Origin of the sequence: Alkalihalobacillus sp. TS-13, from assembly GCF_019720915.1 — a bacterium.
GTDB lineage: Bacteria > Bacillota > Bacilli > Bacillales > Fictibacillaceae > Pseudalkalibacillus.
This window is the reverse complement of sequence record NZ_JAHKSI010000006.1, coordinates 20,414-44,461: the sequence shown is the minus strand read 5'-3', so window position 1 is coordinate 44,461 and position 24,048 is coordinate 20,414. Positions and strand designations below refer to the sequence as shown.

At 45.0% G+C, this 24,048-nt stretch carries 24 protein-coding genes; 8 read left to right on the top strand and 16 right to left on the bottom strand.

The features are described from left to right. Positions 1 to 3 precede the first annotated feature (3 nt). The 6 genes from KOL94_RS22735 to KOL94_RS22710 are packed head-to-tail and all read right to left on the bottom strand — an operon-like array spanning position 4 to position 6,895. Positions 4 to 2,448: an ATP-binding protein gene (locus KOL94_RS22735; protein ID WP_221568966.1), complete on the bottom strand. Its 2,445-nt coding sequence runs from the start codon at positions 2,446 to 2,448 to the stop codon at positions 4 to 6. Beyond that, a complete protein-coding gene (locus KOL94_RS22730; RefSeq protein WP_221568965.1) occupies positions 2,417 to 2,866 on the bottom strand; it encodes a conjugal transfer protein in 450 nt (149 codons plus the stop codon). Before KOL94_RS22730 ends, KOL94_RS22735 begins: the two co-directional genes overlap by 32 nt. A 36-nt stretch (positions 2,867 to 2,902) precedes the next feature. Further along, positions 2,903 to 3,124: a hypothetical protein gene (locus KOL94_RS22725; RefSeq protein WP_221568964.1), complete on the bottom strand. Its 222-nt coding sequence runs from the start codon at positions 3,122 to 3,124 to the stop codon at positions 2,903 to 2,905. 15 nt (positions 3,125 to 3,139) lie between these two features. Then, positions 3,140 to 4,180 carry a conjugal transfer protein gene (locus KOL94_RS22720; RefSeq protein WP_221568963.1) on the bottom strand — a complete coding sequence of 347 codons (1,041 nt, stop codon included), beginning with the start codon at positions 4,178 to 4,180 and terminating at the stop codon, positions 3,140 to 3,142. 20 nt (positions 4,181 to 4,200) lie between these two features. Then, complete coding sequence (locus KOL94_RS22715) at positions 4,201 to 6,195, bottom strand: TraM recognition domain-containing protein (protein WP_221568962.1); 1,995 nt, start codon at positions 6,193 to 6,195, stop codon at positions 4,201 to 4,203. Then, positions 6,188 to 6,895, bottom strand: coding sequence for a hypothetical protein (locus KOL94_RS22710; protein WP_221568961.1), 708 nt, complete (start codon positions 6,893 to 6,895; stop codon positions 6,188 to 6,190). Before KOL94_RS22710 ends, KOL94_RS22715 begins: the two co-directional genes overlap by 8 nt. A 323-nt stretch (positions 6,896 to 7,218) precedes the next feature. On the opposite strand from KOL94_RS22710, the gene KOL94_RS22705 reads away from it, so the two are divergent. Then, positions 7,219 to 7,662, top strand: coding sequence for a winged helix-turn-helix transcriptional regulator (locus KOL94_RS22705; protein ID WP_221568960.1), 444 nt, complete (start codon positions 7,219 to 7,221; stop codon positions 7,660 to 7,662). Positions 7,663 to 7,697: 35 nt separating this feature from the next. On the opposite strand, the gene mobQ is transcribed toward KOL94_RS22705, so the two are convergent. Then, positions 7,698 to 8,474 (bottom strand): MobQ family relaxase, encoded by a 777-nt coding sequence (gene mobQ / locus KOL94_RS22700; protein ID WP_221568959.1) that lies wholly within the window; start codon positions 8,472 to 8,474, stop codon positions 7,698 to 7,700. A 209-nt stretch (positions 8,475 to 8,683) separates the two neighbouring features. On the opposite strand from mobQ, the gene KOL94_RS22695 reads away from it, so the two are divergent. Continuing rightward, entirely contained in the window at positions 8,684 to 9,010 is a 327-nt protein-coding gene (locus tag KOL94_RS22695; protein ID WP_221568958.1) for a hypothetical protein, read from the top strand. 225 nt (positions 9,011 to 9,235) lie between these two features. Here the strand turns inward: KOL94_RS22695 and KOL94_RS22690 are convergent, their stop codons facing one another. Next, on the bottom strand, positions 9,236 to 9,496 hold the full coding sequence (locus KOL94_RS22690) for a hypothetical protein (RefSeq protein WP_221568957.1): 261 nt from the start codon (positions 9,494 to 9,496) through the stop codon (positions 9,236 to 9,238). A gap of 934 nt (positions 9,497 to 10,430) precedes the next feature. On the opposite strand from KOL94_RS22690, the gene KOL94_RS22685 reads away from it, so the two are divergent. The 3 genes from KOL94_RS22685 to KOL94_RS22675 all read left to right on the top strand — a co-directional run bounded on the left by KOL94_RS22685 (position 10,431) and on the right by KOL94_RS22675 (position 12,765). Then, on the top strand, positions 10,431 to 10,637 hold the full coding sequence (locus KOL94_RS22685; RefSeq protein ID WP_221568956.1) for a hypothetical protein: 207 nt from the start codon (positions 10,431 to 10,433) through the stop codon (positions 10,635 to 10,637). Positions 10,638 to 11,097: 460 nt separating this feature from the next. Continuing rightward, positions 11,098 to 11,319 carry a hypothetical protein gene (locus KOL94_RS22680; protein WP_221568955.1) on the top strand — a complete coding sequence of 74 codons (222 nt, stop codon included), beginning with the start codon at positions 11,098 to 11,100 and terminating at the stop codon, positions 11,317 to 11,319. Between the two features lie 1,071 nt (positions 11,320 to 12,390). Further along, positions 12,391 to 12,765, top strand: coding sequence for a hypothetical protein (locus KOL94_RS22675; RefSeq protein ID WP_221568954.1), 375 nt, complete (start codon positions 12,391 to 12,393; stop codon positions 12,763 to 12,765). Between the two features lie 78 nt (positions 12,766 to 12,843). Here the strand turns inward: KOL94_RS22675 and KOL94_RS22670 are convergent, their stop codons facing one another. The 3 genes from KOL94_RS22670 to KOL94_RS22660 all read right to left on the bottom strand — a co-directional run bounded on the left by KOL94_RS22670 (position 12,844) and on the right by KOL94_RS22660 (position 15,679). Continuing rightward, the gene (locus tag KOL94_RS22670; protein ID WP_221568953.1) at positions 12,844 to 13,125 is read right to left on the bottom strand and encodes a hypothetical protein; all 282 of its coding nucleotides are present in this window, start codon (positions 13,123 to 13,125) and stop codon (positions 12,844 to 12,846) included. A 1,487-nt stretch (positions 13,126 to 14,612) separates the two neighbouring features. Then, entirely contained in the window at positions 14,613 to 14,870 is a 258-nt protein-coding gene (locus KOL94_RS22665) for a hypothetical protein (protein ID WP_221568952.1), read from the bottom strand. Positions 14,871 to 15,430: 560 nt separating this feature from the next. Beyond that, positions 15,431 to 15,679, bottom strand: a complete 249-nt coding sequence (locus KOL94_RS22660; RefSeq protein WP_221568951.1) for a hypothetical protein — start codon at positions 15,677 to 15,679, stop codon at positions 15,431 to 15,433. 28 nt (positions 15,680 to 15,707) lie between these two features. Between KOL94_RS22660 and KOL94_RS22655 the strand changes: the two genes are divergently transcribed. After that, positions 15,708 to 16,733 carry an MFS transporter gene (locus tag KOL94_RS22655; protein ID WP_221568950.1) on the top strand — a complete coding sequence of 342 codons (1,026 nt, stop codon included), beginning with the start codon at positions 15,708 to 15,710 and terminating at the stop codon, positions 16,731 to 16,733. A 722-nt stretch (positions 16,734 to 17,455) separates the two neighbouring features. On the opposite strand, the gene KOL94_RS22650 is transcribed toward KOL94_RS22655, so the two are convergent. The 4 genes from KOL94_RS22650 to KOL94_RS22635 all read right to left on the bottom strand — a co-directional run bounded on the left by KOL94_RS22650 (position 17,456) and on the right by KOL94_RS22635 (position 20,257). Then, positions 17,456 to 17,716, bottom strand: a complete 261-nt coding sequence (locus KOL94_RS22650; RefSeq protein WP_221568949.1) for a hypothetical protein — start codon at positions 17,714 to 17,716, stop codon at positions 17,456 to 17,458. An 89-nt stretch (positions 17,717 to 17,805) separates the two neighbouring features. After that, positions 17,806 to 18,099: a GNAT family N-acetyltransferase gene (locus KOL94_RS22645; protein WP_221568948.1), complete on the bottom strand. Its 294-nt coding sequence runs from the start codon at positions 18,097 to 18,099 to the stop codon at positions 17,806 to 17,808. A gap of 1,037 nt (positions 18,100 to 19,136) precedes the next feature. Continuing rightward, complete coding sequence (locus tag KOL94_RS22640) at positions 19,137 to 19,496, bottom strand: hypothetical protein (protein ID WP_221568947.1); 360 nt, start codon at positions 19,494 to 19,496, stop codon at positions 19,137 to 19,139. 482 nt (positions 19,497 to 19,978) lie between these two features. Continuing rightward, on the bottom strand, positions 19,979 to 20,257 hold the full coding sequence (locus KOL94_RS22635; RefSeq protein ID WP_221568946.1) for a hypothetical protein: 279 nt from the start codon (positions 20,255 to 20,257) through the stop codon (positions 19,979 to 19,981). Between the two features lie 549 nt (positions 20,258 to 20,806). Here KOL94_RS22635 and KOL94_RS22630 point away from each other — a divergent pair. Further along, complete coding sequence (locus KOL94_RS22630) at positions 20,807 to 21,670, top strand: cation diffusion facilitator family transporter (protein ID WP_221568945.1); 864 nt, start codon at positions 20,807 to 20,809, stop codon at positions 21,668 to 21,670. Positions 21,671 to 22,731: 1,061 nt separating this feature from the next. Continuing rightward, on the top strand, positions 22,732 to 23,061 hold the full coding sequence (locus KOL94_RS22625; RefSeq protein ID WP_221568944.1) for a hypothetical protein: 330 nt from the start codon (positions 22,732 to 22,734) through the stop codon (positions 23,059 to 23,061). 563 nt (positions 23,062 to 23,624) lie between these two features. Here the strand turns inward: KOL94_RS22625 and KOL94_RS22620 are convergent. Further along, complete coding sequence (locus KOL94_RS22620) at positions 23,625 to 23,984, bottom strand: hypothetical protein (protein WP_221568943.1); 360 nt, start codon at positions 23,982 to 23,984, stop codon at positions 23,625 to 23,627. Between the last annotated feature and the right edge of the window lie 64 nt (positions 23,985 to 24,048).

Sequence of the window (24,048 nt, the reverse complement as noted above, 5' to 3'; positions counted from 1 at the left end):
CCTTTATAAATAGGCTTCTTCCAATTGGACCGCATCTGATTCTTTTTGTGTCGTCTTGAATGCTTCAAACCATTCATCAAAGAGAATATCAATGGCAATGGCCTGGTTCCGCCCCAAGTGATCCTGAAATAGGCACATGCCTGACTTCAAGTTGCTAACAATCTCGATATTGTCTGGATTGATTTCCATATCGAAGAAATTCAAGATCGGCTTGATCGCATCATCCGACTTGGGACGGAATGCAAATTTGATCCCAATCTGTTCTTTAGTCGTATCGACATTAAAATCGTCATACGCTTGGGTCACCAATACGATATCCGTTTTGAGTGAACGGCCGGTCCGGAGCATCTCATCGATTAAATCCTGGCCATGCTGGGACCGTTTCAGGGTCCATGCCTCATCAAAAATAATCATCGCTTCTTCATCTTTTCCAGTGGAGAAAATATGCACATATTTTGAGATGGACATCATTAAACATAACCCGATTCGTTCCTCTTCGTTCATGTTATCCGATGCCGGAAGCCGGAGACCCTGCAAACCCAGAACGTTGATCTGCCGATTGAAGTCCAGCCCGTAAGAATCTTCCGCCCCAAAAAGCATACGCCCTAACCCATAACGGTATTTTTGAATGAATTTACCCAGGGTTTGATCCTTCTCTAAAATACGTTCCAATACGCCGGTTAGGGTTGGATGGTTCGACTCATTGACTTCTTCAATGATGGAGTCATAAATGGTTACAGATTCATTTCGAGATCCTCGAACTTCCGCAAGGGTATTCAAAATCATCATCGCGGTTTGGATCGCCTGATCCCCTTCTAAGAACACCAATGGATCCAGGGCCCCATGAAATTCACTCTGTTCCGACAAGTGAATAAAATTAATACGCTCATACAATGCTTGGAACTCTGGAATGTTGCTATACTTCTCCAATGCATCTTGATAATAACGCTGGAATTCATTTTTCGGATCCACGTAAAGAACTTTCGAGCCTAAAAACGTCGACCAGGTGAAAAAGTTTTTCACGAGCATCGACTTACCACTGCCTGGGGGACCAGTAATCAGGATGTTGCCATTGGTATGGGCCGCACCTGAGATGGCGCGTTTCGTAAGTAAAGGGTTAAAGACGACGACGTTATTGTTGATTTCTCGCGCTTGTTCCACACTAGAGAGTTTTTTTCCAGTAATAACTTTACCTAATACCATCCCAAAGCGATTTCCGATTTTGTTCGATATATCCATCGCGGACTGCGCTAAATACGTTTCATCTACGACTTGTTCATAATAAGGAAACGCTGTATAAGAACCCGGTAAGGCTTGAGAAAACAACGTCAACTGATCGACTAGAGGCCTAACCAATTGAAATCCTGTATTCTTGAACAGGTTGTTTAATGCCTCCTGTTTATCATGTAGCCTTTTTTTGTCGCGATCCGATAAGACAAGGAAAAGATTCATAAACAGTAATTTCCTTGAATTGGCTTTGACATCATCCAGTAAGACATCCAACCTTTCAGAGGCCATTTCGACCACCGTATCTTCATCAGCCGTTTGGGTATTTTGAATTTCATAATCGAAATTGGCAAACCGGCGTTTTAACTTCCGTACTTGGCGTATATTCGTTGCATTATCCTTAAAGGTGTATTGGATTTGGAACTCTACTGGAAAATCAATACTTTCAATGATATCTTGAATGAACCGATAATTCTCTAGGGTGACCGGCATTTCATAAAAAGGCATGAAACTAAGGTATTCAGTATACTCGTCATGGGTTACCGTCATAAAACCATAGTCGTTTTTGATCACACCTTCGGTCAGATTATACGGGCTCTCCGGCACCTCAAATAAATCACTCGTTCGGTGAAACATGTAATAAATCAATCGATCGACGTCTTCTTCCTGCAACTTTTCAAACTTCTTATGATAAGCAACCTTGTTACTAAATGCTCTTTCGAGTTCCTCAAAATAGGGAAAATCATCTTCGACATACGTTTGAAAGGTCATGAGTTTCGAAAGATCATCGCGAACACGTTTCATGAACTTCTTCGATAAATCCTTGAGATCGGAGGTACTCACATCATCCATCTTGTTTAGATGAACGGCGACAAACACATCATATTCGTAAAGGGATACTTCATTTTTCAACGTTTCCGATGCCCGGTTAAAATACGTCTCTCCAATATCGGCAAATTCACCTCGGACAATGTTCTGATTGATAATGTCTGTGAATTTATCAAAATCAAAACGTTTCGGCAGAATCATAATATGGTAGTTATACTCCTCGTTAGCCAAAAACTCTGCCGTACGTTCGACATATCGTTGAAAATCAACGTCACTATTTAAACGGATGTATTCTTCATGCAGCTTATAAAAAGCCCACACTTGCTTCTGCTTATTGAAGGCCATGTTTTTATAACGATATTCAATTGGAAACTCGAGTACCTTCTTGTCCATTTTGAGTCACCTTCTTTTCGACAACAAAGGGTTCAAAAATTAACGGCCGGTTTATTTGATCTTCCGCTACATCAATGAAATGTTCATACATCTTGTGCCGGTTTCGATAATAATCGATTCGATCACGGACAAAAGCGAAGAAACCTTTGTTGTCATACTTGAGATTAAAAACGACAAATGTAATGACGCCAGGAATAACCGTAATGAGAATCAGCCAGTTTTTAGCAACAAAACCGACAAGATTGGAATCGGTTTGAATCCCCACCACAAGGAAAGCAATAACCAACAGAGCTGCTAAAATGGCGGAAAAAATCATTTTTCGTACTTCTAGACCGTTCGCAAACTCGACCTGGCCAATACGGTAAATTTTGATGGGATATTTATACTCTGATGTGAAGTTCTCTCCTTTTGTTTTCAAAAACGACCCCTCCCTATCAGGAAAATACGTTGTCCCTTATCTGAAGATCGTATCCCCGATTGTACGGGCTAAATGCTGGAATTGGGGTCCGAAGAACACGACGATCAAACACATGATACCCAGGGTTAATCCGCTCCAAAACTGCCCCCAATCTTGCCGCGTATAAGCAATCAACGCACGAATAACCATGATTAATAGAATTAAAAAACCAATTTGCGAGATGAGATTGGTCGTAATGGCTTCCAAATTGACATTCATGAATCAACACACTCCTTATTGAATGGATTCTACAAAATACTTGTTGTTATCTTGATTGGCTTTGGATAACTTTAAATCATACGAATAAAGATTTGTTAAGGAAGTTTCTCGATCCGTATAGCGGACATGAACAATCACCTGATAATCGTTTCCAGTTGTCACGACCTGCTGGATGTTTAAGGATTGGAAAACCTGGTTTGAAAGACCATAATCTACTTTAGCCATAAACGGTAATTTATCATCACTCATGCCATAAGAAGTAAAAAACTTTTCTAAAAAGAGCTGGATCTCCTTTTGTTCGGTTGACGTGATCGGATCACCTTGTAACTCTTCTTTTTTACCTTCGATATTGGATCGTAAATCTTCCTTGACTAAACGAGGGTAATCATAGACGGCATACCCTTTCCCATCGGTCATAACGGGTACGGCTACTTCGACAGTATTCGCCACGACTTTGGGTTGCGTTTCTTTCTTGGCCTTTTTATCCTTTTCGTTTTTAGGTTTCTCACCGTTTTCAACTTCTTCGGTAATTTCGTAGGTGATTTGATAATGAAGCTTGGCTTTCTTTGCACTTAGTCGTTCTGTCTTCAGATAGCGGAGATCCTTGACCGACCGATTCCCCGAAAAATCTTCTGTTTGTAACCCGGTGGTATCAAACCCCTGAACCAGATAACGGGATAATACATCAAGTCGCTCTTTCCGTTCTTTATCATCTTTTGGAATAAAAAAATACTGCCTTAAGAAATCCATGCCAAAAGCAGCGACAGCATCTGAACGAATCATATCAGCTTTACTTACATCCCCCAAACGTTCCTCAAGGGATTCCTCCTGTGCCTTTACCGAATCCCGGATGGCCTGGTATTTACTAAAAAAGATGATATTAAAAAGAAGTGATAGTGCAATGACAGAAAAGAATAGAAAACTTGCGACCCGGGTTGCTTTTTTACGTGAAAAAGAGATGCGTCGATTATAAAAGGGTTTCTTCTTTTCTTTGTTTTTTGGCTTTCCTTCTTTTGGTGATGCCCCTTTCTTTTGAAAAAGCTTTGGCAATTTCATTCAACCACTCCTTATAAAACTCAAAAACCTTTTAGTGGATGACGAACGTAAATGATTTCAGGTTTCATCCACTTCTTCCCGGCTTTTCTATCAAAGATAAATTGACCTGTTCTGAGCTGCCGGATTTCATCTGGTTTAATATGATATTTTCGGACTTCGCGGACAGTGCCCTGTCCAGCTTTTTGGTCGATACGCTTCAAACGGCCTTCCTGTTTCTCGGTTTGGACGGTTAAATCAATATCTTTATAGGTTCCTAATGTATTCGCCCAGGCTTCAACTTCATCCGGATGATTCGTCTGTCCGATCCCGTACGTATTTGTATTGGCCACAACCTGTTTCGCGAGGATCGGATCTACCGTTTCTAAGTCCGCTAACGTTTGAGTGGCGATGATACAATGAAATCCCCCAGAACGCGACTTATTGATGGTATCGACGATCTTGTCGTTGGCATAGACGGAAAACTCATCATAAATCGCTAAAAACGGCTCATCTTTCATCTTTTTCCGATTCCGATAGGATACAAGATAGTTAATATCGAGTATCAAGAATCGAGCGATTACCTTAATGAATTTGTCATAAATCAAACCGTCAAAGCTGACAAATAAAGCTTCTTTCTCTTCACTGATTCTGATTAAATCCAAACCATCTTCGGTTTCTTTGAATAGAAAACCTAACTCACCGTCAAGTAAAAGATGAATTTGCGTTCGAACCGAGGATGCATTCGAAAACAAATACATTTCCCCCTCCTGACCGTTTTTGTATCGTTGAAACAAACGATGATGATGCTTTTCTGCACGTTCGCTTCGTACTTTCCGTAAACGTGGTCGAACGGATTGGGGGGCAGGTGCAGCTTCCTTTTGTTGTTGTTCCTTATGACCATCTGGTGTCGATTCGTTATCGAAATAAGAGCCAAATGAAAATTCTTCTTCGGAAAGGAGTTCATCTATGTTAGGTTTAGGGCCCTCTTCAGAAGGAACATATGGCTCCTCATCTTGAGACTCGTTAGGGGAAATCCCCTCTTCTTTTTCAACCAGATCTTGATTGAGTACTTTCTTCACTTCATTTGGATCTAAAAACCGTGCAAATGTCCAAAGATCCCGTTTGAAACCATAATCGTCGATAAATTGAATCAGCGCTTGTACAAGGGATAGAGAAATTTCGGTATAGTAGGTGGATTCCGTTTCGATAAGTTGTTCCAACTTATCTCGAATGACCGTAGCATTCCCATGTTTTAAGGGATTGTACGTAACGTGACTCTGATCCGAAAAAACGATGACTTCTTTTCCATACTGATGACAAAGCGTCTGTACATCTTCAATGCTTTCGCTTGAACCTTTCCCATCGATAAAAATAAATGGATAATGCTTTATAAGGGCATACTCGATATAGTTCAATAAAAGAACGGTCTTTCCTCCGCCTGTCGTGGCCGGAAGGAACATATGCTGATTAATCTCTTTAAAATCTTGATAATAGGGCTGGCCGTCTTCGTTTATCCCTAATAACAGCTGATCGATCACCTTCTGGCTACGCCATTTCTTTTGGACCCGCTCATTGATCTTAAAGCGATTTTGATAGACCTTTTCATATGTTGGACCTTCTTTAAATCGCTCCCGTGCTTTCTCTTTTGAGTTTACACGCTTCGACCGCTGGTACTCTGTAAAGACGTGTAAACCATAGGATAGGACGAGCCCCCCGCTTACATACAATACATAAGAGGATCCAACCAATGGAAAAGTTGATCCCGTCAACTCCATTAACCAATTCCAATCAAATGGCAAGGTCCCATACAGCCCAAGATAACTCTCATAGCGATACGAAACAGTAAAACCGAAAACCACCAACCCGAGTATCGAGAAAATCAAATGGATATTCGGCTTTTTAAGGAGTCGAAAAATAATGAAAAGGGGGATGGAAAATACAAAAACCGGAAAGATCACCAGCGCTCCCAATAGGAACCCAGCCCCCATAGCTAGTTCTTGACTGACTTCACTGTTGCTCTTTCCGTCCTTATTCATTGGTTTTTGCCCCTGCCAAAACTATATCGATTAAATCCAACTGCAGCATATCAGGCGAAAATCCTTCCCGTTTTGCATGTGTCGCGACTGTTTTTTGAATGTGGCGGTCTTCACAGACGTATCGCACCAAGCGGTATTGCCCGTTAAGGATTTCATCACGATACCGTAATAATTTTTCTTCATACCTTTTAGATGACTTTTGAGTCAATTCAACCTCAAGGGCGATCTTTTTGCCATCTTCCCACACGATCCCATCTGGAACACGATCGGCAACCTTCTGTAACTTCATGGAATTCTTTCGATCGGCATCGGAAAAATTATCCGTAATAAATCGACTGCGCAACTCCCGTTCCGTCATGAAATCAAAGGACACGTTTCGTGAATGTGCCATATCCAAAAAGGCTAACAAACAGTCATTCATCGATAACTGATGTTGCAATTGCTTATAGTTCACTCTTGAAAAAGGGGTCAAATCACTCCCTAAATAATGAACCCCTCTCGGCCGGATATAGAGTAATAAATGATAGCCAATTTTTTCTTCCGCGATTAAACCTAAATTCAATAAGATTTTTTTTGTGCTATAAACCGTGACATAGGACATCTCTTCTTTTAGAAAGTGGATTAATTGGGTTGAGGTGATCACACCAAAACGGTCGATGCTTTTTAAAACACTGGATTGTTTTTTTGTTAAAAGTTTCAAAATATTCCCCCTTTAACAATATCCCCCCACAGTATAAAACATGGAAAATGGGAAAAGAACAAAAAAGGTCGATTTAAGTCACCAAATGACACATACTTCCTATATTGCTTAAAAAACTCTTAAAACTTTTCTCCTATAAAGGGAAACCATGGAAGTTGGGAATAGATGAATCCTTGATGTAGCAGGAAAGAAAAAAGAGCGTTATGTTCTGAAGGAATGAATATCGATGTCCTTGTTTATAGCCCTTTGAATGAACAAATGGACTTAAGGGAGAGAGTTATAAACAGATATAGTAGCAAATAAATGCGTAAGGAGCGATTGGGATGTACTTGGAACCAGAAGATTGGCAAGTAAATCGTACACTTTCTATTATCGCAGGAAAATGGAAGCCGATCATTTTACTGTATCTAATGGAACGAGGAACCATGAGGTATAGCGAAATAAAGAACATTCTACCAAGAATAACACCCAAGATCCTTACAAATCAACTGCGCGAACTAGAAAAAGAGGGATTGATCAAACGTGCGGTCTATCCCCAGGTACCACCAAAAGCAGAGGATTCGATAACGGATTATGGCAGTACGCTGAAACCCATATTGGATGCTATGCATGAATGGGGGTCCGAACACCAAAACCGAAAAGGATATAGAGAAGACGGAATACATACCTCTCTAAATTCCTGGCAATTTTCATCCTTCCGGTATGAATATCAAAGTATCCCCTTCCTTAAAACCAATTTAATCGGAAGGGGATTGTTAGGTGTATAAATGAGTTAAATAACTTAATAGGGAAAAAGATTTGCCTAGTTGTTTTCACCTTTCCCCTCTTTTTGAGCTTCTTCAATAAGAAAGGATTTTTCCTCCTGATAAGCAGCCAATTCCAGCACCGTTTGATTGTATGCCTGCCTTTCCCGATTGATATCGCCACGATCGGTTCGAAACCCCTTTTGTTCGAGCTGGTGAGCAATATAGCCCAAATGAATGGTAGGAAGGATTTCAAGCGCTCTGTCTTGATAAGATTGATGGGTGATTCGGTCCTGGATTCCCTTTTGTTTAAGTGCTTCATTCACATAATCCGTCCATGTTTTCCGCCAGTGTTGAAGCATCGAACGATGATTCCACTCCCGATTCTTCTTTCCAAAACCATCTTTTGTAATGGTTCGTGTCGTTAACATAATATGGGCATGAGGATTATGGATCGCATCCCGGTGAATGGCCATGTCTGCAATCATACCTCTTTTAACACACTCGTTTTCCACGAACCTTTCAATTAATTTTCGTTGATCCGATTCATCCAGTTCAATCGGAAGGGCAACATTGAATTCTCTTGCAAGTTGAGCATCTTTTCTTTTTTCGATTTGTTCCACTTCATTCCATAAATGCTGACGATTCTTCACCCATTTGGGGGCATGGGCAGGTGTAAGAATCATGGTTTCCGGCTTGACCTCACGTGGATAAAATTTTGTTTCTCCAGTTAAAGTTTCGGTTAGAGCTTCACCTGAACGATAACTCGCTGCAGCGACGGAGGACTGTCCTTTCGCTCTTGAAAGAATCTGCACAGAAAAATGATAGATTGCCATTCTCCCACAACTCCTTAAATAATTTTACAGATTAAAAGGTGTGCAAACCAATGAAATGATCACAAAAAACAGGAATGAAAACATTAATTTATATTCAATGTATAAGTGCGCCCTCTTCTATTATTAGTCAGGATTATATCTTAACACGACATAAAAATCTAGTTTGTTATGGTAATATGCCAGAAAAGGACTAGAAGGAGGACAATCCAATGAGCGGGAAAACAAATCAAGAACGGATTGAAGAAATTGAACAAAAAATAAACCAACTGAAAGTAAAGAAGACACAAATAGAAAACCGGGAACGGGAAAGAAAGAAAAAGGCAAGAACAAAACGGTTGATTCAAATTGGAATCATTTTTGAAAAACACTTTGGTATAACCGATGAAGTAGAAGCGGAAAAAATGGCATGGGCCTTCAAACAAACCATCAATAAAGATCGTTTCCGGATAAAAGACATAGATCTTATTAGATCAAGAGAACGAAATGAAGCCGTGTATACAACCATAGAAACAAATAGGGGAGGGGAGCATTCTTAATCGTAAAGGATAACTCGGCAAGTTATTAGGGGTTTGGGGGCATAGCCCCCAAAAAGAACAGTATGAGCGTCAGCGAATTCCGATTTAGCCGACAATCCAGTACGCTGCATTCGAAAATATGGAAGAAAAAAGACCCAAAAGTGAGTTTAGGGGAGGGAGGCCCAGTAAGGGCCAGGCCTTACTGGGGAGATTCAGTCGATCCCTCGGTTCTGTCGTCCTCCCTACTTACAGCCGTCCAGCATAGGATTCAGCGACCGAAATGCTGGCGTTGATGGTACCTTGAATGCCGATGATGCTTTGTTCGGCTTCGGCTAGCATGCCGTTTACGGTCAAAATCTCTTCCTGCGTATTGCCCTGGGTCGCGTTCGATAAGGTCTGTTGAGCTTCCTCTAAAGACAAGATTGCCTGCTGCAAGGCTGCAATACCTTCACTTGCCTTCTGCACAGCCCGTGCAATCCCGTTGCGCACTTCTTCGACACTTCCCATTGTTGCTAACCCTCCACTTTGGGGGGTCCGAACTCCTGAATCTTCAGGAGTGGGGACATCACATCCAGATTCTTGCGGTAGGTCCTTGGTCCCGTTTGGATAACGAATCATTTCCTCACCCAGCGGGTCTCCCTCATATGGACGAAATCCAAACGATTGATACCATTTTTTAAGTCGAGAGAAGTCACTGCCGAATGAACCGCTAGGCATAAGCCTAATTGTGTCCCCGTGGGCATCCGCCTGCTCGCATAGTGCTTGCATTACCTGGGTTCCAGTACCCTTATTAGGCCGGGAAACCCTAATGAACTGAAGAAAAACAATCCCGTCTCTGTTACGGTCTACGAAGAGTTCTAGGCCGCTGTGTGCGTCGCTTTGTTCCCGCATAAACAGTTCGATCCAATCAGACAAACCCTAACCCTTTCGATGGTGTCCAATATTTTCAGGGTCATTCTATCCGCCTCTAGCGATAAACACAAGGTCCCGAACGCAATAATGGTGAACCACACAATCACACGCTTTCCCTTCCATGCCGTTTCTTTACCCCTCGTAAACGCAGAACCTCTCCCACTCCCCCATAAGCAACTGGCACCAGGACAGGCGAGCACAGACAAACAGGATCATATCGGATCAGGCCGGAGACGTCACGTTATACACTACGAAAATGGGCCACATCTGTCTGTTTATCTCCTAAACCGAAACCATGCCAAGGCAACACGTATCGACAATACCACAAGGGGGGGGCGGGGGAGTATCCCCCAAACCATACTGCATGAGCGTCAGCGAATGCCTTATTCCTTCTCACTAGCTGAACAATATTTACTTTATTTGATGCAAGCGAATGGAGTGTAATGCAGCTCACACCAGAAACACTAGTATAACCAACTGTCAAAGGGTAGAGTGGATGTTATTCGAGAGAAACCAGGAAAGGGTTGCCATGAAGGGCCGTGTTATCGTCGACCTGTCCAACGGGTCGGCTACGATCATCAATGACAATGGGAAACATGAAGGTACCTTTTCAGGTGTCACTCGCCGGGGAACGGAAGCGGCCATCACTCGCGATGGGTGGCGATTCGTACCCGGTTCTAAGTGGGCATTGACCAGTCCACCTGATGGGTTTTGGCGAAAGGTCGTAAAAGAGTAACATCGGTCACCTTTCACCCCCGTACCGCTGAAAGTACGGGGTGAAGATCCACCTTCACTATCCTTTTCCAGTGGACTTGTCGGCAAAAGTGAATGTGTACCATTCCATTGTATTGTGTTCATCCACCTTTCCCGGGACAGGTGAGCACTGATCCGACGGAACCATACCTTACTATATCGGGGACGTTGCGTAACCACCTCCGGAACACGACCATCCTTTTCTGTGAAAAAACGGGGGTTTGGGGGCATAACCCCCAAAAGGAACTACATTTGCGCTAGCAAATGCCTTATTCCTCCAGGGGATGGATTAAAAAATAAAGACAGATGTCCCCGACGGTCCAATGACCATTCGCGGACGTCTGTCTCATGGTTTATTTCCGACGACAGGAATCACCATGTTTACGAAAACAATTCTCACAAAACGATTTTTTGCACGTTGAACAGATGTTGACAACCGAAACATGCTCTTGATCGCAAGTCGTATTATCACAAATCAATCGTTCAACATCGAAAAAATGAATCTCTTCCATACACCCCTACCCTATAAAGTAAAGAAAGATACGGATCCGTCCCGGTCCTCTAATCCACAGGTTACACGGATGATCTCTGCTTCCGCATCATTCGAACGGATGGAAATGTTGATTATGGATCTTCAGGCATTCATTGCTGCAAAATTCAGCTGAGATCAATTTCCTGTCCCCCTCCTCTATCGCCTTTTTACACACTTGACATGTGAACTCTGGCTTTCCTGCGAACGGGTGAGCAACTCGTCCACCCCCACACAACTCTTTTGGCATCACTGAGAATTCTTCTTCCTTTTCAACTCCGGTGATCATCTCGTAAGGACACCCTTGAGATTAGTCAAAGGCATCCCTCCACACAACCCCTGAGTGACGGAGGTCACCTGCCCCCATACGCAGCGGAGAACAACGGTCCTATTCCGTGCGACCGCTCCTCAACCACGATAAGGCGAAACCGCTTCATCATGAAGGACACCCTTCACCGAGTTTTGGCATTACGCAACCCACGACGATAAGCGACCACACTCCATGTAAAACGTGGGGGTTTGGGGGCAAAGCCCCCAAAAGGACCTTATTTGCGATAGCAAATTCCTTTCCCACTCAAAGTTTGGATCAATGTATTGAATAATAAGACCGAATCCCCCCAAATGGCCTGATGACCAATTGGGGGGATTTAGGTTATTTACCTAGCATGTACAATTTACACCACATCCAAAACTACAACGCTGACGACCACAACCGGAACAAGCAAATAGAACATGACCCCCATCAGGTGAATTTGGGCATTCCACCATTTCAATCTGTGGAATGACACGGGGCAAAAATTCCAACACCTCAACAGACAAATGAACCCTCCATAGCAACCAACATTACTTAATCATCATCGGTGAGGCTATCCAGATCCTCAAGGGATCCTTTACACTTTTTACAAGGCGTACCATCGTGATTATACCCCGTCCCTTCGCAATTTCCACACCTTGGTCCGGGGATCGTTGCCAATTCAAATCCCTTCCTCTCTGCCTGCCCCTGCGAACACCAAAAGTCTAGCACCCTGCCCTGCCGTGTACAACACTGGCTAGTGTGACCTGAACCACACCGCTGATTTGCATATGCAAACGGTCAAGATCGACCCCAAACATGGTGAGCGAGGTCACAAAGGGTTGTGTCCGTCAATGGAACAGACTACAGTAAGGGGTGTCGGAAAACAGTCGAGCAAGTGAGGAAACAAGAGCCATGCGAAACCTGGTTGTCATCCTGATGGTTTTTTTTACCTTCACCCTGATCGGGTGTGGTAGAAACGAGCTCGGCATCAACCTAGAGAAGATGGAAACCGCTGTGGTCGATAAGGCCATGCTAGACCACGGTGTCAAGAAAGGAAAGTACACACGATCGGACATTGGAATTGTCTCCATCTGCAAGGTTGTTCGTAAGACACCCACGAAAGTGCCTCAGCATTATATTGTGCACTGGCAGACATCAGATGGTCAGGAGTGGGATATGGAAACAATGATCATGGAAGTCTATAACGTCAGAAACGGAGAAACTGAATACATTCCAGACGGGCATAGCGATTACTATATTAAGACAAATGAATGTATCTACTATTGAACAGACACCCCCTGTCATGAGTGAATCAGACACAGGGGGTGTTGTTCCTATTGATAACCAATTTTTTCGATTTATATATTAAACGTCGAGCCACATACGGACAGTAAATCTCAAAACGGAGTTTGCTCCTCTTCCATAGCCTCTTTTTTCTTTCTCATCACCCCCATGCATTCCAGAGCTTAAGGCTGTACAGGAATCATGGCATAACATCAAAAAGAAAGATTTCCTTTTTAAAACAACTGGCACCGGGACAGGCAACCACCGACCAAACAAAACATTTAAGATCAAGTCGGGGACGTTAAGTAACCCACTACGGAAACCGACCACACCTGTCTGTTCATCTCCCAAATCAACCACCATACTAAAGCGACACGGTCAATAACGCCGGGGGGTTGGGGGCATAGCCCCCAAAAAGAACTGGATGAGCGTCAGCGAATTCCGAGCCTTCCAGGTTCAATTCGGCCTAATCGAACATTTCATACCTAACGAACCCCGTACACCATTGCTCCGGGGTTTGGGGCGGAGCCCCAAAATATAGAAATAATACTATTTGCAGGTGCAAATGCTTCAGATTCAAGAAAAACCCTGCCGGTTATTACCGGCAGGGTTTCAAATTACTTATCGTTTTTACTTTTTTTCCGAACGATCTTGGGCTTCCTTATGACGAGGAAATTGTTGTGTCGGTATCTTATCCTTGGAATGTTTTGGAGTACGCCCAGAATTTGGGGGTGTTGTCTTTTTGGATCGATCAGCATGCTTAGCCATTGTTTTATACCTTTCGCGATCACCGGTTCGCACCTCTTGCGAACACCTCTAAGATTAGTTGAATCTTTCCACCCATGCAAGCCGTTAGTGTGTGAGTTAACTCACACGTTAATCGGTTTCGTTCCGAAGGCATAGCCGTTGTGACAAGGCTCACAACCCGCCCCTCCCTGCTCCATGCGCTCTTTGATACTGGCACCGAAGCAGGTGACCACCATCCAAACGGAACCATATCTGGTCAAATCGAGGAGGTGACGTAACCCCCTATGCAAAGCAACCACACTGATCTCTACATCTCCCAAACCGAGCACTTTGCCAGAGCGACATAACTAGCAACGCCAGGGGGTTTGGGGCTTGCCCCAAAAAAATACAGCATGAGCGTCAGCGAATGCCGATTCGCCCAGACCCGGACTAATCAGGCGCAATCTCCGTCGTTGAAAAATTATTTACCTGTGCCTTGTAGGTTTCGACGTAAGATGATGCAAAGAATTCGATAATAATTGAACATTGTTTCTACCTCGATCAAATAACCTAAATCCTTACGGATTCAAACTTAAACTTTGAGGGCGGGAGGCCCGGCACTTACCGGACCTCCCGTGAAAATCAGTCGATACCCCTGACGACGGTGACACCGTCGTCCTTCTCGTGGTCCTTCTCCGGATCCATCGTTCTCCTTTCCCATCCGCTCCCTTAGCGGATAGACAGACTCTAGCACCCTGATCGAAGCTGTTACAACCATACACCCTGTGACCTAACTCACCTTTTAGAGACTGGTGTAGCTATGGGGGATGGTGTAGATTGGTCACCGTTACAACGAAAGAAGGTGTGATGACACTACCCGCCATCGGTCCCCGAGATACCCTTCTTTGCACCCATTGCAAAGAAAGGAACGGCACAATGCGTTGTTGTAATAAGGTATTGTGTCCAGGGTGCCTCCGCCAACACATACAATACTGCGAAAAATAGGGATGATGAAAATGGGCGATGAAATCCGTTTTCCGGATGTCGAGAGGTTAATCTGCGATGGATGTCAAAAAGAAGTAACGGTAGTGAACTTCTGTACATGCAGCGGTTCCTACTGCCAGTCATGTATGAGCAAGCATAATCACAAATAAGAAAACTAACCTTTGGGAAATGGAGAATTGGAAATGGGAAAAACCTGCAACTTGTGTGGCAAGGATGAAAAAGATCGAGTCATCATCTACTGTAAAAAGTGCAACATCCATTACTGCAAACTGACAAAGTCTCCAACGGGTGGTTGTGTCAATGATCACCGTGATATTCACTACGGTAATCCTGGAAGGGGAGTCGGACCGAATCGGATTCGGTAAGATGTGATCCATTCTCACCCAATCCCTTTATCGTTACGCGCGGTAGAGGGATTGGGTTTTGCCTCTACCAAACACGATTCGTAAAGGGAATTTATGACTCATTGCCGGTATAACAAAAACTGTAAAATACCCCCTAAAGATTAGTGCATGACTCTTCCCCGCACAATGGATAACAACGTAAGTTATATCACGCCTACTAGCCGTTTCATACTGCTGTCAGATGCACAAACCATCCCCATTACGGCACCGGTACAGGTGCCCTCCAACCAAAGGGACCATACCTCTCCAAGTTGGGGACGTGACGCAACCACCTACGACAAGCAACCACACTGATCTCTACATCTCCTAAACCGACCACTTTTCCATGCCGACATAACCAGCAACGCCAGGGGGTTTGGGGGCTTAGCCCCCAAAAAAGGCAGCATGAGCGTCAGCGAATGCCGATTTGCGCGCCAGATGGTGATGTGAGATTTGTCATAACTATAAGGGACGAATGCAGCGAGGAAACGTGCTAAGCTGTTAGAAGTCGCCAAGAAAGGATTAATCGTGCTAGATATAACATACGCCGAACGTCAAAGGATCGGACGGCGACTCTCCCTTTGGGAAGGGCCGATCGCTGCGGCCTTCTCTTTCCTGTTTGGTCTGAACGGCCTATCTCCAACTAATACGTTTTCTAATTGGTTGCTGTTCCTCGGTTTCGGACCATTTTTGGTGGCGGTCATTCCCGCTATTCCACAATTATTCAGCGCCCTGAACATTTTCGGACCGATTGTATTGCATCGGTTCAAGAATCGGGCGAAGGCAGTTTTCTGGGTTTCCATGTTCTACCGGGGGACATGGTTGCTCGCAATGAGCATCCCACTCCTGTTTCCCCCTTCCATCGGGCGTCCGGTTTATGCGATTCTCTTTATCGTTGTTGCATTGGGAGCAACTCTTTATAACATCTTTTTTCTATCCCTGCATTATGACTACGTTCCTCAGGGTAAGGATGGGGGGCGATACGTCGGGAAGCGTAGCACATTTCAGCGTCTCGCCGGTGTCGGAGTTCTGGGGATTACAGCAATCGCTTTTCAGTTTGCCAGCAGTGACCGGACGGCTTATCTGATTTTGGTCCTAATTGGACTGGCCCTCTTTATCGTGGACATGTTTTTTCAATGGAAGATGCCTGATCTTCCATTGAAGCCATCCGGTGAAACTGATATCCGGGGGATGATTTCCGTCCCGTTTCGGGATCGGTATTTCCGCCGATCACTTACATATTTAAGTGTAATGCTCCTGATTCAGATTGCCGCAACGTCCATGTTTGGGTATGTGATTACCAATATATTGGGACTAGAGCCGCTTTCGATCTGGCTTGTTTTGGTCCAGCTTCTCAGCATGGCGGGCGGGTTTCAAGTCTGGGGGCATCTCTCAACCCTTCATCATGCACGGTCGCTCTGGTCTCCTGTTCATTTCTGCATGGGGATAACCTGCCTGAGCTGGGCTCTCCTGGCGTTCCTTTCCCCTGTCGTTGTGCTCGTGTGGGTGCATCTCCTGTTTGGATTTACCGTTGGCGGATTCGCTCTGCTCGCAAAGTTGTTTGTTATCGAGGAAGCACCACACTCCGAACGTCCTGCCTATTTCGGCGCTTTCTCTCTCGTAACCGGAATCCTTGGCTTTTGTGGTGCTCCGATCGGGGGGGCTTTGTTTAGCCTCAATGGTCCAAAGTGGGTACAGGAATGGGGGATTTTTGCAATGATTGGATTGGTGCTTATGTTGCTGGCATTGTTGGTGGGTCGTTCCATCCTTCACCATTCGATGGGTGGAAAGCATCGGCCTGCTAACCTAAATAACCCTATAACCGTGTCGTACCTTATCAGGAACAATCAAGTTTAACAGGGGTGATATATCCATACAGCCGAAACGGCCTTGTCCTCGGTTTCGTTCCGAAGGCAGGGCCGTTTTATTTATCGGCTTTCGAGGCAGGGGCGTTTATGCCGCGAAAGCCTGATCTTCCCGTTGTTCGCAACATGTTTCCGTGTGAAGGAAGTCACTTATTACCTCTTTGACCAGATAAGACCAACCATGTAAATTCAGTGGTGCAAGCAAAAGGTACCGAGGGGAGTAAAAAGGTCCCCGGGTCCGTTTTCAATGACCCGGGGATTAATCTCTCATCCTTGCTATTTCTTCATTCTTGAACAACCTCATAACCTGCACCGAAGCAAGCGACCATCTACCCAACCGAACTATTGCAATCAAGCCGGGGACGTGACGCAACCACCTACGCAAAGCAACCACACTGATCTGCACATCTCCCAAACCGAGCACTTTGCCAGAGCGACATAACCAGCAACACCGGGGGGTTTGGGGGCTAAGCCCCCAAGAAAAACAACATGAGCGCCAGCGAATTCCTAATGCGCTGACAAATCCGCACAAAACGGACATTTCAGACCCAACGGACCTACTACGTATGCCTCCGGGGTTTGGGGCGGAGCCCCAAAAATCTTTTGTGAATGCAAATTCCATATATAAAAACGATTCCCGCTTTCGCCATTCAAACGAAAACGGGAATCGTTAAGTGTTTAATATGGGGAACACTAACCCATATCTTTATTTACTTAGAGACGGTTGGAGTATTCTTCAGCCTTTAAAATACTTACGTTGATGGTTCCTTGTACTCCTGTAATCGTAGTAACTGCTTCAGCAAGCATACCGTAAGAATGTTGAATCTCTTCTTGGCCACTTCCTTGGGTGGCATTAGCTAGGGCCTGTTGGGCCTCCTCTAGTATTAGAGTAGCTTGCTGCAACCCAGCGATAGCCTCATATGCCTTTTGATTTGCAAGGGTAATACCCGCGCGAACCTCTTCCACACCTGCCACGGTGGTTCCTCCTGTACTCGGTTTACCGTACGACTGTACCTTACCTGATGGGGATTTACCTTGTCTATTGCGTGTCGGTGTGCCCTCGCTCACATCGTTAAATCTCCTTGAGCATAACGAAACATCCAATCTCCATTTGAACGAAACCCGAAACGTTCATACCACTTTTTCAATCGATCAAAATCACTTCCATAATCATCGCTGGGATAGAGTTTCAAATTATCTCCATATTTATCAGCCTGATGGATAAGAGCTTGCATTACCTCTGTCCCCACCCCTTTATGACGGGGCGAAACTTGGATGAGATCAAGGGACACAAATCCATCGGTCTTTCGGGAAAGAGAGATCACTAATCCACTGTACTTATCGCTTTGTTCCCTCATAAATGGTTTAAGCCAGTCAGACAACTCTAATTCCTCTCAACATGTCACATCTTTTTCTTTTCTATCAGAAACATTCTACGTCCTTCATCTTTTGACTTTAACCTCTTAAAATGTAAAATCACCACCTTTTGAAGATGGTTCTTGCATCCTTCACAATACTTTTGGCGGGTATTTACATCAATATATCTTGCTGTATTTTTTTACACTCTTCACAGCGTCATTGAATAGCTGACTCCGACTCACGCCCTTTTTTCCTACCTAGCATGGATTTATCCACCCTTTTTGAATATCCAAAACGGACATGAACAAGATTAACCGATGACTCCCCCTCACACAAGAGAATACTATGTGAGTTAACTCACACATTCACAGCTTGTGTAACCGGAACCTCTTCAGGTAAATTTATAGCTGTCAGTCGAGATCGAGGAGGTCAGTTTAATGGAATGTGCTGCGTGTGGGAAACGAGAAGTAGACAAAGCGTTTATTGCCAAATGTCCAGGATGCGAAAATGTCTATTGCAGGTTCCAAGACAATGCAATTGGCAAAAGAAATTGTTTCCGTATCCATGTTTGCCATCCTCCCGGACCCGGTTCGGGAAAAAACCGGATACGTTAGGTAACCTACCTTCCCCCTCATAACATAAACGGCCCTGTCCTCGGTACGTTCCGAAGACAGGGCCGTTGTAACAAGGCTCAGAAATCGACCTTCCCTACTCCATGCGCTCTTTGATACCGGCACCGAAACAGGCGACCATCTACCCAACCGAACTATTGCAATCAAGCCGGGGACGTGACGCAACCACCTACGGAAAGTAACCACACTGATCTGTACATCTCCCAAACCGAGCACTTTGCCAGAGCGACATAACCAGCAACGCCAGGGGGTTTGGGGGCTTAGCCCTCAAAACAATACAGCATGAGCGTCAGCGAATTCATTATTCCTTACGCTATTTGCATCTGCAAATAGCCAGTATCTAAGAACGGCCCCGGAATAAATTCCGGGGCCGTTCAGATGATCAAATCTTGATCAATCCATTTTCACAACCGTTGTTGGTAATTTTCCGAAACCGTAATGCTTTCTTCAGCCATCATCATGAAATTGGGGAGTTGTTCAATAAGCGAACTCTTCATGTTGCTACTTCTGATGATCTCTTGATCGTTACTTCCCTGGATTACATACATTTCAGCTGCTCGTGCTTCTTCTAGCAAATTTATAGCTTCAGCCAATGCAGCAATTGCGCGACGTGTTGTTTCATTCGCCGACTGTAGGCTTGCACGGATTTCATCAACGTTAGACAATTCATCCTCCAATCGTTTCGCTTTCTTCCCTGCGAACGACTCCAGTCTAGCACCCGGACCAAATCCAATACAAGCTCTGGTTGGTGTGACCTGAGTCATAGACGATCGGAGCTTCGCTGTCACCCGTTTCCCTCACTTTCCTATGCATTTTCTTACGACAGAGAGCAACGGAACCTCTCCCAATCAACCCCATAAGCCACCGGCACCGGGACAGGTGCCCTTCAACCAAAGGGACCATACCTGTTCAAGCCGGGGACGTCACGCAACCACCTACGACAAGCAACCACACTGATCTGTACATCTCCCAAACCGAGCACTTTGCCAGAGCGACATAACCAGCAACGCCGGGGGGTTTGGGGGCTTGCCCCCAATAAGAACAGTATGAGCATCAGCGCATTCCGATTTGAACAACAATCCGCACAAATCGGACACTTCAGACACTACGGACACTCTTCCCGGGGTTGGGGCAGAGCCCCTTAATTTTTTCAGCGGGAAAGACCATTTGCACTTGCAAATACTAAAGACAAAGGAAATCCCCGAACGGCAAAAAACCGTTCGGGGGTTTCCTTCTTATTCGGTAATTATTTTTTAGGTTTCCGAATCATAAAATTCTTTCTTGAAATAAATCCAAAACGTTTATACCATGTTTTTAACTTTTTTAGATCACTACCAAATTCTCCGCTGGGAATAAGTTGAATCGTATCCCCATGTTTATCAGCTTCTTGGATAAGTGATTCCATAACCTTTGTGCCTGTCCCATGATTTTTCTTCGATACCCTTATAAAATTCAGAACAACATAATCTGGTTTTCGGGACAGGAAAAGTTCAAGCCCATCATACTTGTCTGACTGCTCTTTCATGAATGATTGAATCCAGTCAGTCAATGGACTAACCTTTCGTAAGTCTGTTTCAATTACACGCTAAGTCTAGCACGCTTATCATCACAGACTCAACGTGCCACAATGTGACAAGGCTCACAACCCCGACCTTCCCTGCTCCATGCTTCTTTAATACTGGCACCAAAGCAGGCGACCACCATCTAAACAGAACCATACTTGATCAAGTCGGGGACGCCACAACCCCCTACGCAAAGTAGCCACACTGATCTGTACATCTCCCAAACCGAACACTTTACCAGAGCGAGATAACCAGCAACGCCAGGGGGTTTGGGGGCATAGCCCCCAAGAAAGACAGTATGAGCGTCAGCGAATGCCGATTGCGCCGACAATCCACACAAAACGGACATTTCAAGACTAACGCACGTACGTAACACCTCCTGGGGTTTGGGGCAAGCCCCCAATTACAACCACATCCGCTATGACCTGTGTCATATAGTAAGACATCGACTTCAGCCCGTCGCAGGCGTAGAATCTCAAGTGCAAGAGAAAGGCCCCCGCTAGAGGAGAAAAATGCATCACCATCATGATCACAAAGGAAATAAGCGCGGTTTGATCATCGCTTTACTGATCACCAGCGGGATTATAGTTTTACAATTTATCGGCGTCCTGATAACGAACAGCATGGCTCTTTTAGCCGACTCCGCTCATATGCTCAATGATGCATTGTCATTGGTCATAAGCCTAATCGCCATGATTATCGCCACAAAAATGGCATCCGTTAAAATGACCTATGGCTATCATCGATTTGAAATACTGGCGGCCCTGTTTAATGGCATGCTATTGTTCGTTATGGCCGGATTGATTCTGATCGAGGCATACGAACGGGTTTTGCATCCTGCCAGTGTTAACAGTTTGACGATGGTTGTGGTCGCCTTTATCGGATTTGTGGCGAATCTATTGTCAGCTTGGCAGATGAAGAGTCACGGAGATGTTCACAATAATGTGAATCTCCGAAGCGCCTATTTGCACATTTTGGGTGATGCACTGAGTTCGATCGGTGTCATTATTGGTGGAATCCTTATGACCATCACCCAGTGGTACATGGTCGATCCGGTTATCAGTGGTTTTGTCGCCTTGATGATTCTCCGTAGTGGATGGATTGTAGTTAAACCTGCGATTCACATTTTGATGGAAGGCACTCCGTCAACGTTGAATCCAAAGGAAGTGCAACAATCGATCGAAAGCATCACTGGTGTGATTGATGTTCATGATCTTCACATTTGGACGATTACATCAGGCATGGATGTCTTTACGTGTCACCTGCTCGTACAGGACGATCTTGGCAGTCAACAAATCTTGCAGGAAACGCTAAGCAAACTAGAAAAGGAATTTAATATTACACATGCTACCATTCAGGTAGAAACAAAGGGGTGAAATATTCGGAATTGACCTTATAACTTTGATAGAGTGTACCCCCGTCCATTCATAGGATGGGGGTACACGATTGTGAATGGAGACAAAAAACCCACGTAAGGACGAACATGGTGAGCGATGTCACAAAGGGGGAGTATCCTCAACTTCTTAATTGAAAACTAGGTTACATTCGCCTCCCCTTCTCATACGCTTTTTGTCAGGTGATGAACAATACTTTCCAACTCACCCCATAAGCAACCGGTACCGGAACAGGGGACTACCAATCAAACAGAACACCTATTCACCTGGCCGGGACGTCACGCAACCCACTGCGGCAAACGACCCCACCTGTCTGTTCTTCTCACAAACCGAACACATATCAGAGCGACATATTCCGTAACGCCTGGGGGTTTGGGGGCCTAGCCCCCAAAACAAACTGCATGAGCGCCAGCGAATTCCGATTGTCCCAGGAATCTGCACAAACCGAACATGTCAGACCTAACGGACCACCTACGTAGCCCCTTCCGGGGTTTGGGGCGGAGCCCGAAAAAAATTTTTCCGGGCGAGGGGATTTGCAGATGCAAATGGCCAAAGCAAAAGGAAAGCCCCCGGACGCCTATCACTGACCATCCGGAGGCGAAGGTTCTCCCTACCGAGACTTAGATGGTTCCATAGGGAACTCAGGGGCCGGCGGTGGTACCGGAGGCTGATCGCACTTGCAGGACTGTGGACCGCACCACGGGCAATCTTCCATTACTTCTTCCATTACTTTTCCTTTCTATTCCGTCCGCTCCCTGCGAACGATGTAAGTCTAGCACACTTACCGCCTTTGTCTAAACGTGGGTGAGTGTGGCCATGCTCACACCTTCAAGACTTGTGTACTCAGTCTGGTTCAGATAGATTCAAAGTGTCAAGGAGGAACCCTGTAAGAAATCAAGAAAGGAAGAGTCTATGTGTTCGCAGTGTGGTGGAAAGTTAACGGACTCCGGGATCTGTAATTCCTGTGGGAGGTTTGATCCCAACTAGACCCCAGAGAGGAGAGGCCCGAAAAGGGCCTCTCCTCTACATTTTGCACAAACATATTGAAAAGGAATCTAATGGCGCAGGTACCTGATTCAGTGATTACGATAGCCGTCGAAACGGCTAAGTTTCAAGCCAACAAGTTGATATGCGAAATCAAAAATAAGCCTTCTGCGGATCGGACAAAAGCCGATCAAATGTTGTTAGAAGTCTTTGGTGTCACACACGTCAAAGGTTTACACTACTTTGAAGTAATCATGAATCGCTGTCAGGGATGGGAAAATTTAGCGTTAATCGATCATACGATTGATCGTGACGAAATTCAGAAAGTCACAAAGTATGTAACACAATTAATCCGCGATTATGCGCAAATGATGGATTTGTTGGCTTGATTCTTGACGTTCCACACAGTTAAACGACCTGACATCGTCATCCCTCACCTCCTCCATGCCGTTCTCTTTCGCCTGGATAATGAAAGGAACCTCTCACACTCAAGCCCCATACGCCACCGGCACCGGGACAGGTAGCCCACTAACCAACAGGTCCATACCTGATCCGATCGGGACGTACCCTAACCACCTACGGCAACGGCAATCACCCCTCTGTTCTTCTCCCCCAACCAGCCACCCTGCCAGAGCGACATATAAAACAACACCAGGGGGGTTGGGGGTTATCCCCCAATAAAACTAGCATAAGCGTCAGCGAATTCCAATTCTCTCAGGAACATACCGCATAAAACGGACATTTCATGCCAAACGGACCCAGTACGCAACCCCTCGTGGGGTTTGGGGCGTAGCCCCAAAAATTTTTGTGAGCGTGCCGATTTGCAAATGCAAAGGGTGAAGACAAAAAGAAAGCCCTAGGACGGCCGTCACCGACCGTCCTAGGGCTTCTCCTAATCAAATTCCACACCCCCACCTCTTGTGATAAAGCTCACAAGCGACGGGAACAAATCCTAAGCAGCTCGTTTCCGCAGTTCAATCTCCCCATTTTCCCTGTAAAGCACCATTTTATTTCCTGATCGTTTTACGAAACACAGTGACGTTTTGCCCTTTCGATGCTTGCCAACCTTTCCGGGCCGTCGCAATTCTCTCAACCCCTGAACACAAGCGATAACGGTTAGAAGATTAATCGCAAACAATCCGTAAGCCTTCGTGTAGATGTTAAAGATAACCCAGGGAATTTGAGCAAACAAATTCACCCAAAGTCCCGCAATCTTCTTCTTACGCTTCAGTGGGGTACCCGCTTCCCCCACACTGAAATAAAAACCAATTGCGCCGAGAAAACCAAGAATGATGGAGATGAAAGTAACCATCTTTCCTTCCTATCTGTGTTTCCTGATCGCGTGATCCCTAGTCTACCCACCCTCATGCGATAGC